General features: G+C 71.6%; 22 protein-coding genes and 1 pseudogene. 21 read left to right on the forward strand and 2 right to left on the reverse strand.

Going from position 1 to position 16,481, the window contains the following annotated elements; genetic code table 11:
* Positions 1 to 9 precede the first annotated feature (9 nt).
* The 4 genes from M8231_RS02445 to M8231_RS02460 are packed head-to-tail and all read left to right on the forward strand — an operon-like array spanning position 10 to position 2,969.
* Positions 10 to 504, forward strand: a complete 495-nt coding sequence (locus tag M8231_RS02445) for a GNAT family N-acetyltransferase (protein ID WP_250202162.1) — start codon at positions 10 to 12, stop codon at positions 502 to 504.
* Between the two features lie 43 nt (positions 505 to 547).
* On the forward strand, positions 548 to 1,105 hold the full coding sequence (locus M8231_RS02450) for a DUF1285 domain-containing protein (RefSeq protein ID WP_250202163.1): 558 nt from the start codon (positions 548 to 550) through the stop codon (positions 1,103 to 1,105).
* Positions 1,102 to 1,764, forward strand: coding sequence for a CoA pyrophosphatase (locus tag M8231_RS02455; protein ID WP_250202164.1), 663 nt, complete (start codon positions 1,102 to 1,104; stop codon positions 1,762 to 1,764). Before M8231_RS02450 ends, M8231_RS02455 begins: the two co-directional genes overlap by 4 nt.
* 8 nt (positions 1,765 to 1,772) lie before the next feature.
* Entirely contained in the window at positions 1,773 to 2,969 is a 1,197-nt protein-coding gene (locus M8231_RS02460; RefSeq protein ID WP_431307132.1) for a CCA tRNA nucleotidyltransferase, read from the forward strand.
* On the opposite strand, the gene M8231_RS02465 is transcribed toward M8231_RS02460, so the two are convergent.
* The gene (locus tag M8231_RS02465; protein WP_250202166.1) at positions 2,950 to 3,936 is read right to left on the reverse strand and encodes an endonuclease/exonuclease/phosphatase family protein; all 987 of its coding nucleotides are present in this window, start codon (positions 3,934 to 3,936) and stop codon (positions 2,950 to 2,952) included. The genes M8231_RS02460 and M8231_RS02465 overlap by 20 nt on opposite strands.
* Before the next feature lie 32 nt (positions 3,937 to 3,968).
* Here M8231_RS02465 and M8231_RS02470 point away from each other — a divergent pair, with 32 nt between their 5' ends.
* The 15 genes from M8231_RS02470 (at position 3,969) to ssb (ending at position 15,470) form a co-directional block, all read left to right on the forward strand.
* Positions 3,969 to 4,430, forward strand: coding sequence for a DUF4112 domain-containing protein (locus tag M8231_RS02470; RefSeq protein WP_249751304.1), 462 nt, complete (start codon positions 3,969 to 3,971; stop codon positions 4,428 to 4,430).
* 142 nt (positions 4,431 to 4,572) lie between these two features.
* Complete coding sequence (locus M8231_RS16845) at positions 4,573 to 6,078, forward strand: DUF2793 domain-containing protein (RefSeq protein ID WP_284150803.1); 1,506 nt, start codon at positions 4,573 to 4,575, stop codon at positions 6,076 to 6,078.
* 5 nt (positions 6,079 to 6,083) lie between these two features.
* A complete protein-coding gene (locus M8231_RS02480) occupies positions 6,084 to 6,230 on the forward strand; it encodes a hypothetical protein (RefSeq protein WP_250202167.1) in 147 nt (48 codons plus the stop codon).
* Positions 6,224 to 6,505, forward strand: coding sequence for a hypothetical protein (locus M8231_RS02485; protein ID WP_250202168.1), 282 nt, complete (start codon positions 6,224 to 6,226; stop codon positions 6,503 to 6,505). The genes M8231_RS02480 and M8231_RS02485 overlap by 7 nt, the downstream gene beginning before the upstream one ends.
* Complete coding sequence (locus tag M8231_RS02490; RefSeq protein ID WP_250202169.1) at positions 6,502 to 6,885, forward strand: M15 family metallopeptidase; 384 nt, start codon at positions 6,502 to 6,504, stop codon at positions 6,883 to 6,885. The genes M8231_RS02485 and M8231_RS02490 overlap by 4 nt, the downstream gene beginning before the upstream one ends.
* Complete coding sequence (locus tag M8231_RS02495; protein ID WP_250202170.1) at positions 6,882 to 7,340, forward strand: hypothetical protein; 459 nt, start codon at positions 6,882 to 6,884, stop codon at positions 7,338 to 7,340. Before M8231_RS02490 ends, M8231_RS02495 begins: the two co-directional genes overlap by 4 nt.
* 7 nt (positions 7,341 to 7,347) lie before the next feature.
* A complete protein-coding gene (locus tag M8231_RS16850) occupies positions 7,348 to 7,479 on the forward strand; it encodes a hypothetical protein (RefSeq protein WP_283843790.1) in 132 nt (43 codons plus the stop codon).
* Positions 7,480 to 7,702: 223 nt separating this feature from the next.
* Positions 7,703 to 8,482, forward strand: coding sequence for a flagellin (locus M8231_RS02500; RefSeq protein ID WP_250202171.1), 780 nt, complete (start codon positions 7,703 to 7,705; stop codon positions 8,480 to 8,482).
* A gap of 314 nt (positions 8,483 to 8,796) precedes the next feature.
* A complete protein-coding gene (locus M8231_RS02505) occupies positions 8,797 to 9,564 on the forward strand; it encodes a flagellin (RefSeq protein ID WP_249751298.1) in 768 nt (255 codons plus the stop codon).
* Between the two features lie 83 nt (positions 9,565 to 9,647).
* Positions 9,648 to 9,935 (forward strand): flagellar protein FlaG, encoded by a 288-nt coding sequence (locus tag M8231_RS02510; RefSeq protein ID WP_249751297.1) that lies wholly within the window; start codon positions 9,648 to 9,650, stop codon positions 9,933 to 9,935.
* Between the two features lie 133 nt (positions 9,936 to 10,068).
* Positions 10,069 to 10,893 (forward strand): flagellin, encoded by an 825-nt coding sequence (locus M8231_RS02515; RefSeq protein WP_249751296.1) that lies wholly within the window; start codon positions 10,069 to 10,071, stop codon positions 10,891 to 10,893.
* Positions 10,894 to 10,950: 57 nt separating this feature from the next.
* A complete protein-coding gene (locus M8231_RS02520; protein ID WP_250202172.1) occupies positions 10,951 to 13,647 on the forward strand; it encodes a transcriptional regulator in 2,697 nt (898 codons plus the stop codon).
* 71 nt (positions 13,648 to 13,718) lie between these two features.
* Complete coding sequence (locus M8231_RS02525; protein WP_250202173.1) at positions 13,719 to 14,390, forward strand: hypothetical protein; 672 nt, start codon at positions 13,719 to 13,721, stop codon at positions 14,388 to 14,390.
* Positions 14,390 to 14,815, forward strand: coding sequence for a hypothetical protein (locus M8231_RS02530; protein ID WP_249751293.1), 426 nt, complete (start codon positions 14,390 to 14,392; stop codon positions 14,813 to 14,815). Before M8231_RS02525 ends, M8231_RS02530 begins: the two co-directional genes overlap by 1 nt.
* A gap of 163 nt (positions 14,816 to 14,978) precedes the next feature.
* Entirely contained in the window at positions 14,979 to 15,470 is a 492-nt protein-coding gene (gene ssb, locus M8231_RS02535) for a single-stranded DNA-binding protein (RefSeq protein WP_250202174.1), read from the forward strand.
* A gap of 29 nt (positions 15,471 to 15,499) precedes the next feature.
* Here ssb and M8231_RS02540 read toward each other — a convergent pair whose 3' ends face one another.
* Positions 15,500 to 15,721, reverse strand: coding sequence for a hypothetical protein (locus M8231_RS02540; RefSeq protein ID WP_249752010.1), 222 nt, complete (start codon positions 15,719 to 15,721; stop codon positions 15,500 to 15,502).
* Between M8231_RS02540 and M8231_RS16980 the strand changes: the two are divergent.
* Positions 15,669 to 15,776, forward strand: a pseudogene (locus M8231_RS16980) (DMT family transporter); the annotation flags it as partial. The gene M8231_RS02540 and the pseudogene M8231_RS16980 sit on opposite strands and share 53 nt — an antisense overlap.
* A 124-nt stretch (positions 15,777 to 15,900) precedes the next feature.
* Positions 15,901 to 16,458, forward strand: coding sequence for a DMT family transporter (locus M8231_RS02545; protein WP_348521883.1), 558 nt, complete (start codon positions 15,901 to 15,903; stop codon positions 16,456 to 16,458).
* The last annotated feature ends 23 nt before the right edge of the window (positions 16,459 to 16,481 follow it).

Below are 16,481 nucleotides of genomic sequence, written 5' to 3' on the forward strand. Positions count from 1 at the left end.
GGAGCGCCCATGTCGCACGCCTTCGTCCAGCCCTCGGCCGCCAGCCGCATCGACGCCGAGACCCCGGCCGACGCCGAAGGCGTGGAGGCACTGGTCCTGGCCGCGTTCGGGCCGGGCCGTTTCGCCAAGACGGCCGAGCGGCTGCGCGAGGGCTCGACCCCGAGCGCCGGTTTCGTGGCGCGCCAGGACGACCGGGTGATCGGTTCGGTCCGGCTGTGGCCCATCCTGGCCGGGGACACGCGCGCGCTGTTTCTGGGTCCGATCGCCGTGGACAAGGCCGCGCGCAGCGACGGCCTAGGCGCCGAACTGGTGCAGGCCTGCGTCGACCAGGCGCGCCGAATGGGCGTCGGCGGCGTGCTTCTGGTCGGCGACCGGCCCTATTTCGAGCGTTTCGGCTTCCAGCCCGCGCCGGACGCGGCGTTGCCGGGGCCGGTGGACCGGCGGCGGATTCTTTGGCTGGGGACGGACGTCGAGCGCGTCGAGGGCCCTGTCCGTATCGGCTGACGCCTTTTCGAGACCGCGCGAGCGGCCTAAGTCATGTTCGGACATGACGACGATCACGCCCAAAGCCAGCGCCGGCCTTGAAGCCGTCACCGAGGCCGCCCGCCAGGCGCCGGGGCGCGGCCTGCCGCCGGTGCATCTGTGGAATCCCCCGCATTGCGGCGAGATCGACATCGTCATCCGCGCCGACGGCGTGTGGATGCACGAGGGGTCGCCCATCGGGCGCGAGGCGCTGGTGCGGCTGTTCTCCACCGTCCTGCGCAAGGATCCGGACGGCTACCATCTGGTCACGCCGGTCGAGAAACTGCGGATCGGGGTGGAGGATCTGCCGTTCCGCGCGGTGGCCATGCGCCGCGAGGGCGAGGCGCTGATCTTCACGACCGACGTCGGCGACGAGGTTCGCGTCGATGCGGACAATCCCATCGTCGTCGAGACCAAGGCGGCGACGGGCGAGCCGCGCCCGCGCCTCCATGTGCGGCGGGACTTGTGGGCGCGGATCGTGCGGCCGGTCTTCTACGACATGGTCGAGGCGGCCGAGGCGGTCGACGGGCGTCTGGTGCTGCGGTCGGCCGGCCAGGCGTTCGATCTGGGGGCGCTGTCGTGAGCCTGGAGACGCTGAGGACGCGGCTGGTCGAGCGGCTGGCGCCGGTCGACAGTTGGCGGCCGGGCTTCCAGGCCGCGCGGTCCGACTTCGACCTGAACCCGACGATGAACCGGGTGAAGGCCGAGCTGAGGCCTGCGGCGGTGCTGGTGCCCGTGGTGGCGCGCGCGGAAGGGGCGACGGTGCTGTTGACCCGCCGGGCCGACACCCTGGCCAGCCACACCGGCCAGATCGCCTTTCCGGGCGGGCGGCTGGACCCCGGCGAGGACGCCGTGACCGCCGCCCTGCGCGAGGCGGACGAGGAGGTGGCGTTGGCCCCGGCGGCGGTGGAGGTCCTAGGCCTGTCGGACGCCTATGAGACCGGCACGGGCTTCCTGGTGACGCCGGTGGTCGGCTGGCTGCGCGAGCCGCCGCGCGTCACGCCGTCGCCGGACGAGGTGGCCGAGGTGTTCGAGACGCCCTGGGACTTCCTGATGGACGCGGCCAACCACCGCCAGGACTTCTACGATGTCGACGCGGGTCTGCGGCGCTGGTTCTGGGCCATGCCGTGGGGAGAGCGCTACATCTGGGGGGCGACCGCGGGCATACTGAAGGGGCTGCACGCGCGCCTCTATGGCGACGAGACCGCGCCCGGCGCCGCCGCCGGCGAGGACGCGGCGTGACGGCCTCGATGGCGGACCAGCCGTGGCTGCGCGCGGCCTCGACGCGGGCGGTGATGGCGGCGCTGGCGGCGGCGGGCGGGACAGACTGCGCTCGCTTCGTCGGCGGCTGCGTTCGCAACAGCCTGATGGGCCAACCGGTCGACGACATCGACATCGCCACCCGCCTGAGGCCCGAACAGACGATCCAGGCGCTGAAGGCGGCGGGCCTGAAGGCCGTGCCCACGGGCGTCGAGCATGGAACGGTCACGGGCGTCTCGGGGCGCCGGCCCTATGAGATCACCACGCTGCGGCGGGATGTGGAGACGGACGGGCGGCGCGCGGTGGTGGCCTTCACCGAGGACTGGGCCGAGGACGCGGCGCGGCGGGACTTCCGGCTGAACGCCCTCTACGCCGATGCGCAGGGTACGGTGTTCGATCCGACGGGGGGCGGGTTGGCGGATGCGGCGGCCGGGCGGGTCGTCTTCGTGGGCGAGGCCGAGACCCGGATCCGCGAGGACTATCTGCGCATCCTGCGCTTCTTCCGCTTCTACGCCTGGTACGGCCGGGGCGCGCCCGACGCGACGGGTCTGGCGGCGTGCGCGCGGCTGAAGGACGGCATGGCGCGCCTGTCGGCCGAGCGGGTGTCCAAGGAACTGCTGAAGCTGCTGGCCGCGCCCGATCCGCGCCCGGCCCTGCGCGCCATGACGGACAGCGGCGTGCTGGTGCAGATCCTACCCGAAGCCGAACCGCCGGCGCTGTTCGAGGCCATGTGCGCCCTCAGCCCCGATCCCGCGCTGAGGCTGTCGGCCCTGTTGCCGGAGGACGAGGCGGCGGTGAGGGCGGCGGCCCGGCGTTTGCGCCTGTCGAACGCGCTGCGGGATCGGCTGGCCGTCATGGTCGCGGACGGACCGCCGGTCGCGCCGGGCGCGGCGCCGGCGGCGGCGCGCGCGGCCCTCTATCGGCTGGGCCGGGCGGGGTTCGAGGATCGCCTGGCGCGGGCGGAGGCGAAGGGCGGCGGCGACGGCGCGCCGCTGCGCGCCCTGGCCGAAACCTGGACGCCGCCGCGGATGCCGGTGGGCGGACGCGACCTGGCGCGGCTGGGCGTTGCGCCCGGGCCCGAGACGGGACGCCTGCTCAAGGCGTTCGAGGCGGACTGGATCGCCGCCGACTTTCCGTCCGACGGGCACGAGGCGCGGCTGCGGGCGCTTATTCGGCCGCACGGGTGAATTCGGTGACGACCGGGCGGTGGTCCGATCCGGTCGGCTCTCCCAAGCGGCGCGACAGCAGGGCAAGGTCGGGCGAACGCCAGACCTGATCGATGGTGATGCCCAGGAAGGCGGGCAGTCGGCTGGGCCAGGTGCCGGGCCAGCCGGGGGCGGGCACCAGGCCCAGGTCGGTCTTCATCTGCCGGCCGATGCGCGCGGTCGAGACGCTGTTGAAATCGCCGGCGGCGATGACCGGATGGTCGGGCGCGGCGCGCCGGCGCGCGTCCAGGGCCATGACCTGGGTGATCTGGCCCCACTGATACTGGAACGGCCACGGGCGGGTCAGGTGGACGCCGAAGACGGTGATCGGACCCAGGGCCGTATCGACGACGGCGCCCACGGTGCTGAGGCCGTCCGGCGGATCGGGCAGCTGGCGCAGGATCGGACGGCGCGAGGCGATCACCGACCGGGCCGGGCCGCTGGGTCGGTCGATCCGCCCCAGCAGGGCGCGATGCGGATAGCCGGCCAGCACCTGGTCGATGCGGGCGGCCGGGGCGTCGCCAAACTCCACCAGGATCACCACGTCGGCGTCGGCGGCGGCGATGGACCGGGCCATGGCCGCGACATCGGTGTTCAGGGCCCAGACGTTGGCGGAATAGACCCGCACCACCGGCGCGCCCGCCTGGGGCCGGCCCTTGGGCGGCGCCCACTGCGGCCAGACCGCGACGGCCAGCACCAGGCAGGCCAGGCCGCCCGCGACGGCGGCCGGCCAAAGGCGCAGGATCAGGCAGGCCAGGGCGGCGATCAGGGCCGCCATCAGCACCGGCGCGGTGAACTGGGCCAGGATGTCGACCCAGCGGTGGCCGATCCCGCTAAGCGCCGCCAGGCCGAAGCTCGCCGCGCCCAGAAAGCCGCAGATCGCGACCGCATTGGCCGCCCATCTCAGGATCAGCGGCAGCGACAGGCTTTGCGGTTGAACGAGGGGCATGATCGGGCGTTAATCGTCGGCAGGAGGGGACAATGGCCGGGCGGACCATCGCGGATATCGAGAAGATCTGGGCCAATGTCGAGGGCGTGAAGAAGCTTTCGGACCGGGTCATCGGCATCGGTCCCGTCGGCTTCGGCATGGACGCCCTGCTGACCTGGGTTCCGGTGGTGGGCACGGCCTATACCGTCGGCACGGCGGGGTGGCTGATGTGGCAGGCGACGCGGGCGCGGGCCACGCCGGCGGTGCTGGCTCGCATGGCCGCCTACATGGCCGTCGACACGGCCACGGGAACCGTCCCCCTGGCGGGCGATCTGGTGGACACCTTCTTTCCCGGGCAGCTGCTGGCCGCCCGCGCCCTGCAGAAACATATCGAGGCGACCCACTGGGTCGAGGACAACGAGGCGGCGGCGCGCGCCAGCGGCGATCACGAGCGGCACCTGGCCACGGTGCGAGACGACCCCAAGCTGAAGCGCATCGTCTATCTGCACGACTGATTGCGCGCGCCGGACGCCGCCAGCCATCCCAATTCCGAAGAAAGTCGCGTTTGCGATCAACGGCTTGACGGGTCGAAACGACGATCGGCGCGCCTGGGTCGGCGGCTGAGTCAGGCTGATCTCCACACCGATGGAGATTGCGATGAGCGACGACTTCAGCGCCCGCCTGGCGCTGCCCTATCTGGCCGCGGGCCAGATGCAGAAGCACGTGACCCTGAACACCGCCCTGACGCGGCTGGACGCCCTGCTGCAGACCGCCGTGATCAGCCGCACGACCGCCGAGGCTCCCTCCGCGCCGGGCGAGGGCGACCTCTACATCCTGCCCGACGATCCGACCGGCGCCGGCTGGAGCGGCCGGGCGGCGGGCGACCTGATGCGTTACGAGGCGGGCGGCTGGGCGGTCGTTCCGGCGCCGCGGGGGCTGCTGGCCGTGGTGCTGGACGCCGAGGAGGTGGTGACGCGAACGGACGCCGGCTGGACGTCGTTGGCGGACTGGATCGGCGGGGCGGGCGGCGACGCGCTGAGCGTCCTGCGGCTGGGGATCAACACCACGGCGGACGCGGCCAATCCCTTCGCGGCCAAGGTCAACAAGCTGCTGTTCACGGCCCTGGGCGCCGGAGAGGGCGGCGACGGCGACCTGCGGATGACGCTGAACAAGGAGGCGGCGGGCGACGTGCTGTCGCTGTTGTTCCAGAGCGGTTACGGCGGCCGGGCCGAGCTGGGGCTGGTCGGAAACGACGACCTGAGCCTGAAGGTCAGCGCGGACGGCGGAACCTGGCGTACCGCCTGGTCGGTGGACCGCGCCACCGGCCGGGTGTCGTTCGACCAGGGGGCCGCGCGGGTCGAAAGCGTCCTGTTCACCGCCGACGCCGCCTATTCGCCGCCCGCCTGGGCGCGGTGGATCGAGGTCGTGGCCATCGGTGGCGGCGGCGGCGGCGGGTCCGGCATGGCCGGGGCGGCGGGCACGGTCCGTTACGGCGGCGGGGGCGGCGGCGCGGGCGGCGTGTCCGAAGCGCGCTGGCCCGCGGCCGTCCTGGACGGCGACATCCTGATCGACGTCGGACCGGGCGGCGCGGGCGGGGCGGCCGTCAGCGGAGCGGGACAGGCCGGGGCCGCCGGCGGCGTCAGCGGCGTCCGGCTGAACGGCGAGACGATCCTTCAGGCCCACGGCGGCCTGGGCGGCGGCGGGGGACTGGCCGCCTCGGGCGCGGCGGGCGCGGGCGGCGGCGGCGTGCAGCCGGCCAATGGCGGCGGGGCGTCCTCCATCTCCGGCACGGCGGGAGCGGGCGCGGCCTCGGCCCTGCCGTCCGGACCAGGCGGCGGCGGCGCGGGCGGGGGCTTGAGCGCCTCCAACGCGGCGCGCCAGGGCGGCGCCGGCGGCGCGGGCGCGGTGATCCTGAGACCCGGCCAAGGCGGGACGGGCGGCGCCAGTTCCGGCGGCGCGGGAGGCGATGCGCCATCGGCGGCCCTGTCGATGGCGGGCGGCGGCGGCGGCGGGGCCGGCGCCCTGGCCTCGGGGGCGGGACAGCCGGGCGGCGCGGGCGGCCTTCACGGCGGCGGCGGAGGCGGCGGCGGCGCGGGCCAGAGCCTGTCCGGCGCGGGCGGGGCGGGCGCGCCGGGCGCCGTGCGCGTCACGGCGATCGGGTGACGGCGATGAGACGCTTGCGCGCGCCCGAGGCGGTCGAGGTGCTGGACGAGGAGACCTGGGAGGTTCCCGCCAGCCTGAGCGAGGACGACTGGCGCGCCATGGCCGACGGCCGCCGCGACGGTCCTCTGGAGGGGGAGGAGGAGACATGGTGAAGCGACTGGGGACAAGACGACCGGCGCGGCCGTTGGCCGAGGGGCGCTGGTTCTGGCGCAGGCTCTACGCCTTGACGGTGACGGCCGCCCTGTTCTGGTTGCTGCGGGGCGCGGTGCGGGCGACGCCGCCCGAACGCCTGCCAGAGACGGCGAACGGGCTGATGACGCTGATGGCGCTGATCCTGGTCCTGTATCTGGTCGCGCCGACGGCCCAGCAGCTGGCGGCGGTGGCGGCCAATCTGCGCCTGCGCCTGGCGGTTCGGGGGCGGCCATGAGCTACAGACTCTCGACCCGCTCTCGGGCGCGGCTTCAGGGCGTGCATCCGGCCCTGGTCGCGGTGGTGGAGGCGGCGATCCTGATCACGCCGGTCGACTTCATGGTCACCGAGGGGCTGCGCTCGCCCGCGCGGCAGGCGGCCCTGGTGCGCGCCGGGGCCAGCCGGACGCTGAACTCGCGCCACCTGACCGGACACGCGGTGGACGTCGCCGCCCTGGTGGAGGGACGCGTGCGCTGGGACTGGCCGCTGTACGGCCGGATCGCCGAGGCCTTCCGCGCCGCCGCGGCCGCGCGGGGCACGCCCATCGTCTGGGGCGGGGACTGGCCCACCCTGCGCGACGGCCCTCATTTCGAACTGGACCGGAAGGCGTTTGCATGAGCCCCCGCGTCCTGATGCGCGCGGCCGCCTGGATCGCCGGCGGCGTGACGGCGCTGGTCCTGCTGTCTGCGCTGCTGGGCGGCCTGGGCCTGCGCTGGGATCCGCTGGGGTTCGAGCGGCGGCGGCTGGAGCGGGCCGAGGCGGGCGCCGCCTTGGGCCGGGCCGAGGCCGACGCGCGCCGCCTGGAGGCCCAGGGCGGCGCGGACCAGATGCGCCGCCTCGACGAATTCCATCAACGCGAGGCGACGGTCGGCCAGGTCACGGCCGCCGCCCTCGACCAGGCCAGGAGCGCCGCCGATGCCCATCAGCCCCTTGAAACCGATCGCGCCGATCGCCTGCGTCGTCATGACGGCGAGCTGTGCGGGATCGCCCCCGACCTTGACGGCTGCGCCGGTGCGGCTGGTCCTGCCGGAAGCGGCGACGCGGCCGTGCGCCCTGGCGACCCTGCCCGCTGACCCCGCCGTGGGCGACCTGGAGGCGGCCTATGCGGCGCGCGGCGGCCAGATCGTGGCCTGCGACGCCGCGCGCCGGCTGGCGGTCCAGACCCTGCTGGCCGAGCGGGCCCTGCAGGACCGCGCGCGGGGGGCCGACTGAACCCCGCCCGGCAGCTTCGACCCGGCAACTTCTGCCGTGAGGCGGACAAGCTTGCCCGGCGTCGCCGCCAGCCTTGCAATGAGATTTAATAATTTCAATGGGTTAGCGGGCGGCCGGCGCGCCTGACGCCTGGCCTCGACCTTGCTCCTGGAAGACCGAGCAAAATGCTCCCGGCCGCCAAAATGGCGTCGGACATCACACGAAGTGAAAAAGGACAGCCAAAATGGCTAACAACAGCATCAATGTGAACGCCGGCGCCCTGGTGGCCCTGCAGAACCTCAACGCGACCAACCGTTCGTTGGCCGTGACGCAGAACCGTGTCAGCACGGGACTGGCCGTGGCGACGGCCAAGGATAATGGCGCCATCTTCGCCATCGCCACCAATCAACGCGCCGAACTGGGCGCCCTGAACTCGGTGCGCCAGTCGCTGCAACGCGGCCAGTCGATCGTCGACGTGGCCCTGGCGGCCGGCGACACCGTGGTGTCGGCCCTGACCGAGATGAAGGCGCTGGCCGTCGCGATCGAGGCCGGCGGCTCGACCGCCACCACCGACGCGCTCCAGGCCGATTACGACGCGCTTCAGGACGAGATCGACGCGGCGCTGGCCGGCGCCAACTTCGACGGCGTCAACCTGTGGACCGACGGCGCGGTGAACAGCGTTATCACCGACACGGGCGGCACCACCTACGACATCGGCTTCGCCGCCGCCGTGGACCCGACGCCCGCCACCGCCACGGCCGCGGCCGTGCAGACGACGATCGAATCCTTCACCGCCAGCCTGGCCACGATCGGCACCCAGTCCAAGTCGCTGGAACGCCAGACCACCTTCAACAGCAAGATGCAGGACGCGGTGGAAGCCGGCATCGGCAACCTGGTTGACGCCGACCTGGCCAAGGAAAGCGCCCGCCTGACGGCCCTGCAAACCAAGCAGCAACTGGGCGTGCAGGCCCTGTCGATCGCCAACTCGTCCAGCCAGATCCTGCTGGGCCTGTTCCAGGGCTAAGCCCTCGCGCCGCAAGGCGCCTGACCTCGCAAAGGCGGCCGAACCCGGGTTCGGCCGCCTTTTTGCTTGTCCGGCAGTTCGTGCCGGGCAGATTTTGCCGGGCGCCCGGCAGACCTTGCCGCCGACCCGGCATTTCCTGCCGCAGCCTTAACGTAAACGGCGATATAACTCAGCAAAATCAATAATATGAGCGGGTCTTGCGTTGGCCCGTTAATCTTCGCTCTGGCCCGGCATTTGCTTCCATCCAGGTGGGCAAAAGGCCCCCGGCCGTCAAAACGACGCCGGACACCACGAAGTGAAGAAGGACAGCCAAAATGGCTAACAGCATCAACACGAACTACGGCGCCAACGTCGCGCTGCAGTCCCTGAACGCCACCAGCCGGGCGCTCGCCACCACCCAGAACCGCGTCAGCACCGGTCAGGCCGTCTCCTCGGCCAAGGACAACGGCGCGATCTTCGCCATCGCCACCAACCAGCGCGCCGAACTGGGCTCGCTGACCTCGGTCAAGCAGTCGCTGCAACGCGGCCAATCGATCGTCGACGTGGCCCTGGCGGCCGGCGACACCGTCATCTCGGCCCTGACCGAAATGAAGTCCCTGGCGGTGGCCATCGAAGCCGGCGGCTCGACCGCCACGACCACGGCTCTGCAAGCCGACTATGACGCCCTGCAGACCGAAATCGACAACGCCCTGGCCGGCGCCAACTTCGACGGCGAGAACCTGTGGACCGCCTCGGTCGACGTGATCTCCGACACCAGCGGCACGACCTACACCGTGGGCATGGCCGCTCCGGCCGACGCGACGCCCGCGGGCGCCACGGCCGCCGAAGTCCAGACCGCCATCGAGGCCTTCACGGCCGACCTGGCGACCCTGGGCACCCAGTCGAAGTCGCTGGAGCGTCAGACCACCTTCACCAGCAAGATGGAAGACGCCCTGGAAGCCGGCGTCGGCAACCTGGTGGACGCTGACCTGGCCAAGGAAAGCGCCCGCCTGACGGCCCTGCAGACCAAGCAACAGCTGGGCGTGCAGGCCCTGTCGATCGCCAACTCGTCGAGCTCGATCCTGCTCGGCCTGTTCCGCTAAGACGACCGGCCGGGACGATCCGCGTGATCGTTCCGGCCGACCTCTTGCGCTAGAGGAGCGCGGTCGAGGCCGCGCCTGGAGCCATGTCCAACCATGTCGCGAGTGTAGCCAGCGTATCCCCAGCCGTCGAAGTCGCCGCCGCCGTCCCCGCGCCCCCGCCCGCCGTCCCGGCGACGGACGCGCGAAACGACAACGCCGACATCAGTCGAATGCGGCTGACCATAGAGGCGACCCCGGAAGGCCGCTTCATCTACAAGGTCCTGGATCGGGTCACCGGAGAGGTGATCCGTCAGCTGCCCCGCGAGGAGGTGGAACGGCTGAACGCCGACCCGACCTACCGAGGCGGCAAGGTGGTCGACACGACCATCTGAAGGGTCCGGACCCACGTCTTGCCCCGTCGCCGGCGTCCGCCGCGCGGCGCGATCGGCGTCGCCCGCGCGTTAACCATACGCTCACGACTCATGGTTAATCCTGCTTCGAACAGAAGTTCCGAGGCTCGAAGCCATGACCACCAGCATCCATACCAACGCCTCGGCGCTCGTGGCGCTGCAGAACCTGAACCGCACGAACGACCAGCTCGCGGCGACGCAGAGCCGTGTCAACACCGGGCTGAAGGTTCAGGGCGCCAAGGACAATGCGGCGGTCTGGGCCGTGGCCCAGGGCCAACGCGCGGACAAGGGGTCGCTGGAGGCGGTGACCACCAGCCTGAACCGCGCCACCTCCATCGCCGACGTCTCTCTGGCCGCCGGCGAGCAGATCTCCGACCTGCTGATCGAGTTGAAGCAGAAGGCGACGGCCGCCTCCGAACCCAGCGCCACCCAGGCCACGCGGGATTCCTACAACGCCGAGTTCCAGTCGCTGCTGGAATCCATCCAGTCGTTCGCCGACAACGCCATCTTCGACGGCGCCAACATCTTCGACGGGTCGATCACCGCGCCGCTGGACTTCTTGGCCAATGCGAACGCGAGCGAGACCATCTCGCTGGATCCGCAGGACATGACGCTGACCGGCCTGGGCCTGGACGGCCTGGACCTGACCAGCGAGGCCAACGCCACGGCCGCCCTGACGGCGGTGACGGCCGCCATCACGACCAGCAGCGCGCGTCTGGCGGACCTGGGCGCGCAGGCCAAGCAGATCGAACGCCACACGGTCTTCGTCAGCAAGCTGTCGGATTCGCTGGAGACCGGCATCGGCAATCTGGTCGACGCCGACCTAGCCAAGGAAAGCGCGCGGTTGCAGGCCCTGCAGGTTCAGCAGCAGCTGGGCGTCCAGGCCCTGTCGATCGCCAACCAGGCGCCGCAGGTGATCCTGTCGCTGTTCCAGGGCTGAGGCCTCGCTTAACCCCGCGTTATCCCGGCTTGGCGCAAGAGTGAGGCGCGGAGCCGCATGATGATCGACAACAGCTACCTGCTGGGCCTGTTCGGGACGTCGACCACCACGACGTCGAGCACGACCTCGGCCGCCACGACCGCAACCAAGAAGACCCAGCCGACCGCGCCCTGGTCCAGCACCGAGACCGCCTCGAAGCCCAGCGACCTGGTGCGCTCGGCCCTGGCCGGCCGCCGGCTGATCAACGAAAGCGCCGTGGACCTGGATCTGGCCGGAGCCTCGGCCGACTACACGCGCCTTTTCGCCCTCTACAAGGGTCTGGAGACCCTCAGCGCCCTTGCCGACCGCGCGGGGGAGCGGGGGTTGAGCGCGATCGAACTGGCCCAGACGCAGAAGCGCTTCGCCAGCGGCCTGGAGGAGGTCGGCGACTGGCTGTCGACCACGAAGTTCGAGGGCGTCGACCTGGTGCAGGGCGTGTCTTCGACCAAGGTCAAGACGACGGCGGGGATCGAGAAGTCGTCGACCACCTTCGTCTCCCAGCCGGTGCACATGGGCGCCATAAGCGAACCGGTGGCGGCCTTCGAGGGCGACGTTCGCTTCACCATGACCGTGGGATCGCGGGCGATCCAGATCGACCTGGCCGACATGGGCGACACGCCGCGCACCTTCGGCGCGGTGGTGCAGCACATCAACGCCAAGCTGGGCGACGCCGGCGTCTCCACGCGGGTCAGCTACGAGCAGATTCCCGGCGAGGCCAAGACGGTCAAGAGCGGCGACAAGACCATCACCCTGCCGGCGGGCCCCGACCAGTGGGCCTTCGAGATCCAGGGCGCGGTGGGCGAGACCGTGTCCTTCTCGGCCGACGCCGTCTCCGACGCGGTCTATGTGACGCAAGGGGTGGGGACCAAGGGCGTCGATCAGCTGTTGAAGTTCCAGGCCGACGGCGGGTCGGCTCCCGCCGCCGCGGCGCGCGTGGGGGACGCCTTCGCGGTCGACGGGCAGGTGGGGCAGACGGCGCTGCCGGAAGGCGTCGGGACCGTGCGGGCCAGCGCGACGGCGGCCGACGGTTCGCTGTGGGTCGTGGCGGACCTGACCGCGGGCGACGCCAACCAACCGATCAAGGGCAAGAGCGACGTCGCCCTGATGAAGTTCGATTCCGCGGGCAACCTGGTCTCGACCCGGCTGCTGGGCGCCGCCAGCGAAGCCAGCGGCTTCGCCATCGCCGTGGGCGACGACGGCCGCGTCGCCGTCGCGGGATCGGTCACGGGCGCCCTGGAGCCGGGCAAGAGCGGCGCCGACCAGACCGTGGCCGACAGCTTCGTCACCGTCTTCGACGCGACGGGGGCCGAGATGTGGACCCAGAGGCGCGGAGCCAAGGCCGAGGACGAGGCGACCGCGGTCAGCTTCGGCCCGGACGGCCAGGTCTATGTCGCCGGCCGCGCGCGTTCGGCCATGCCGGGCGCCACGGCCCTGGGCGGCTGGGACGGCTATGTGCAGGCCTTCTCGGAGCATCAGACGACGCCGATCGCGCCGGTCCAGGGCCTGGCGGGCGCGGTGGCGCAGTTCGGGGGCGTGGGCGATGATTTCGTCCAGGCCATGACGGTCTCGGGCTCGGACCTCTACACCGCCGGGGTGGAGAACGGCCGCATGGTGGTGCGCCAGTTCACCCTGGGCGAAGACGGCGCGCCCGTGCTGTCGGCGACCCGCGACCTGGGGCTGGCGCAAGGGAGCATCGCCGGGATCGCGATCGACAACGGGCGCGTCATCCTGACGGGCCAGACCGAGAACGCCGCGCTGGACCTGGGCGCGCCGACCACGGCGCACGGGGGCGGTTCGGACGCCTTCATCGCCGTGATGTCGGCTGACCTGCAGCCGGCCGCCAGCGACCGCCTGACCTATATAGGCGGGGAGGGCGACGACACCGCCGCCGACGTGGTGGTCAAGGACGGCAAGGTCTGGATCACCGGCGCCAACCGGGCGGCCGGCGCTTCCGACGCCGATCCCAGCCAAGGCTATCTGTCGCGCCTGGACCCCGAGACGGGCGCGGTGGAGTGGAGCCGGACCTGGACCGCCGACAACGCCCAGGCCCGTCCCGCGACGATCGCGGTCGCCTCGGGCGGCGCCAGCGTCCTGGACCGGCTGGGCCTGCCGCAGGGCGAGATCACCCAGACCAACGCCAAGCTGCTGACCCAGGCCACCGCATTGCGGGTCGGCGACCAGTTCACCGTCACGCCCGGCAACGGCGCGCGCGCGGTCACGGTGGAGATCACGGCCAAGGACACGCTGGACACCCTGGCCAAGAAGATCGTCAACGCCTCCAGCCGCCAGCTGAAGGCGACCGTCGTCACCGACAAGACCGCCCCCTTCATGCAGCGGCTGGAGATCACCGCCGAGAGCAACAAGGCCGGCGCCGTCATCTCCTCCGGCGCGCCAGGCAAGGACGCGCTGGGCGCGCTGGGCCTGACGCCGGGGCTGATCTCAACGACCGCGGGCGCTGAATCGAAGGACAGGAAGGCCTATGGGCTGAGCCTGCCCAACACCCTGACGCTGAACGGCAAGGAGGCGATCAAGGCCTCCATCGAGGCCCTGGCCAGCGCGATCTCCACCGTCCGGTCGGCCTACAAGGGCCTAGGCCCGCAAACCGCCGGAACCCTGACCAACAGCCTGACCGGCAAGGGCGGCTCGACGGCCTATTACGACACCCAGGCGGCCAACTTCCAGGCGGCGCTGGCGCGGCTCAGCACGACGGCCTGAGCGCCTGTTGACGGTTGACGCCCGGCGTCGGGTCGGGGTTATTGACGCTCCCCCTCCGTGAAAGCCGTCGCATGGCCCTTCCCAAAGACAATCGCGTGATCATCGGCGTGGGCGCGGCCGTCGTGGTTGTCGCCGCCGTGGCGCTGGCCCTGGTCTTCACCGGCGGGGATCAGCCCGACGAGGCGCCCCCCGCGTCCAAGGGCGGGCTGGTCGTGGACCTGGCCGAGGCGCCGTCGCTGGAGCCGACGCGCGAACTGCGCTGCTTCGTCGACGGCCAGTTCGTGGGCATGGCCACCCTGGCCGACTGCGCCCAGCGCAACGGGCTGGCGACCGACGCCCTGGACGTGGGCCTGGACGAGACCGGCGCCCTGGCGGCCGCGCCCACGGCGGCCTTCGCGCCGCCGCCCGAGGCGCCGCCGATCGAGATGGCCGAGGCCGCGCCGGCGCCGTCGCCCGACGCCGCCGCGCCGCGACCGTCTCCGTCGCCCGCGCCGTCCGCCACGCCCTGCCTGCGTTACAGCGGCTCCGACTGGCGGGTGCTGTCGACGGGCATGGGGCTGAACGCCTGCGTTCAGGCGCTGTACGCCGGGACCTGCGTTCGTCCCGGAGAGGCCCAGTACGGGCGCTGGGGCGACACCACCCTGCGCCTGGTGCCGCGCCGGGTTGAACAATCGGCCGACAATACGCGTTTCCGCACCCTGGCCGAACAGGATCGCAACTGCCAATTCCCGGGTCTGAACTGATGCGCGCCGCCGTCACCCTCGCCGCCTTCGCCGCCGCCGCTCTCGTCGGGGCGTGCAGCCAGGGCCCCGATTTCGATTTCGAACCCGGCGTCTGCTATTTCGTCGCCCGCCCAGACGGCGAGCCGCCGCGCCTGGAGGTGGTGGCGCGCGACCAGGCCCAGATCGAGTTCTGCGCCGCGCGGCTGGAAGAGATGCGGCTGCGCTTCCTGCGGATGGGGGGATCGAACCAGGAGATCGTGGGGGCCTATCAGGGCCGGTTCGTCTTCATCGACCGCGAAGGGGTCAAGATCGGCCAGAGCCTGGACGGCAGCCGCTTCTTCGCGATGGCGCGCACCGGCGACGGCCGCCTGGCCATTCCCGGCGCCATCGCCCGCGACGACACGGGCCGCCCGGTCGCCGTCGCCCCGGCACCCGAGGGGCGATAGGCCAGGCTTGCGCCGATCGAACAAAGGTGGAACATTCGTTAATCCACCGGTTTGACGCGCGCGATGTCGAATGCGGGGTGGCGGCCGGTCTCCCGGCGCCTAAGACATCGGCTGAATTGCGGGCCGGCGACCGAGTCGCCACCCATACGAGAAGGAAGTTTCCATGGCGGGCAGCGTCAACAAGGTCATTCTGGTCGGCAACCTGGGCCGCGATCCCGAGATCCGGTCGATGCCGAACGGCGACCGCATCGCCAACCTGTCGATCGCCACTTCCGAGACCTGGCGCGACAAGTCGAGCGGCGAGCGCAAGGAAAAGACCGAGTGGCACCGCGTCGTCATCTTCAACGACAACATCGTCAAGGTGGTCGAGAACTATGTGAAGAAGGGCTCGACCGTCTACATCGAAGGCGCGCTGCAGACCCGCAAGTGGACCGACCAGCAGGGCGTCGAGAAGTACACGACCGAGATCGTGGTCAGCCGGTTCAAGGGCGAACTGACCATGCTGGGCGGCCGGTCCGACGGCGCCTCGCAGGGCGGCGGCTATGGCGGCGGCCGCGGCGACGACGACTATTCCTCGGGCTTCTCGACGGGCGGCGCCAACAAGCCTTCCGGTCCCAAGGAAAGCTACGACCTGAACGACGACATCCCCTTCTGAGACGCCGACGTTTCGACCGAAACGTCGGGTCATCCGATGTGAGCGGACGGGGGCGCCGCGGCGTGCCATAGCGCGATCATGACCGCGCCCGCCCCGTCCGCTCCCGCCGCCTCCAGGCCGCATCCCCTGACCGCGCTGGAGATCGCCGCCATCCTGGCGATCATCGTCACCTGGGGCGTCAACAACGCGGCGGGCAAGCTGGCGACCGAGACGATGCCGCCGCTGCTGGTCGGGGCGTTGCGCTTCGCCATCGCCACCGTCTGCCTGGTCCCCTTCGTCCGCCCGCCCTTTCCGGATTGGCGCAGCCTGGTGCTGATCGTCGTGGTCGGCGGGGCGCTGCAGTACGGACTGCTCTACGTCGCCTATTCCCTGGCTGCGGACATCACGCCGGTGACGGTGGCGAACCAGCTGTGGATTCCGCGCCTTCCTGTTGCTGAAGGAGCGGCTGGGCAAGGCGGCCCTGGGCGGGATGGTCGTGGCCTTCGTCGGCGTGGCCTGGATGATGCTGGACGCCCACGCCGTCCAGGACTGGCGCGCCATCCTGGTGGGTATAGCCGCCGGCGCGGCCTGGGCGCTGACGACGGTGGTGGCGCGGCGCACGACCTCGATCCCGCCGCTGAAGATGCAGGGCCTGCTGGCGGCCGGCACCCTGCCGATCCTGGCCTTCGGCTCGGCGGTGTTCGAGCGCGGCCAGGTCGAGGCGGTGCGACACGCCGGGCCCCTGGTCTGGGCGGCCCTGCTGTGGGCGGGGATCGTGTCGTCGGTCATGGCCACCACCTTGCTGTTCTGGCTGGTTCAGAGGCGCGAGGCCGGCCGCGTCACCCCCTATCTGCTGGCCACGCCCGTGGTCACCATCCTGATCGGCTGGGCCTTCATGGGCGACGTGCTGACGCCGCAGATCCTGACCGGCGCCGCCATCGCCATGGGCGGGGTCGCGGTGGTGGCCCTGGCCGAACGGGGCTTGCGCGCGGGCGCCGCCAAGGCTTGATCTAGACGCTTCCCAACAGGAGC

The organism is Brevundimonas albigilva (assembly GCF_023573565.1).
Lineage (GTDB): Bacteria > Pseudomonadota > Alphaproteobacteria > Caulobacterales > Caulobacteraceae > Brevundimonas > Brevundimonas albigilva.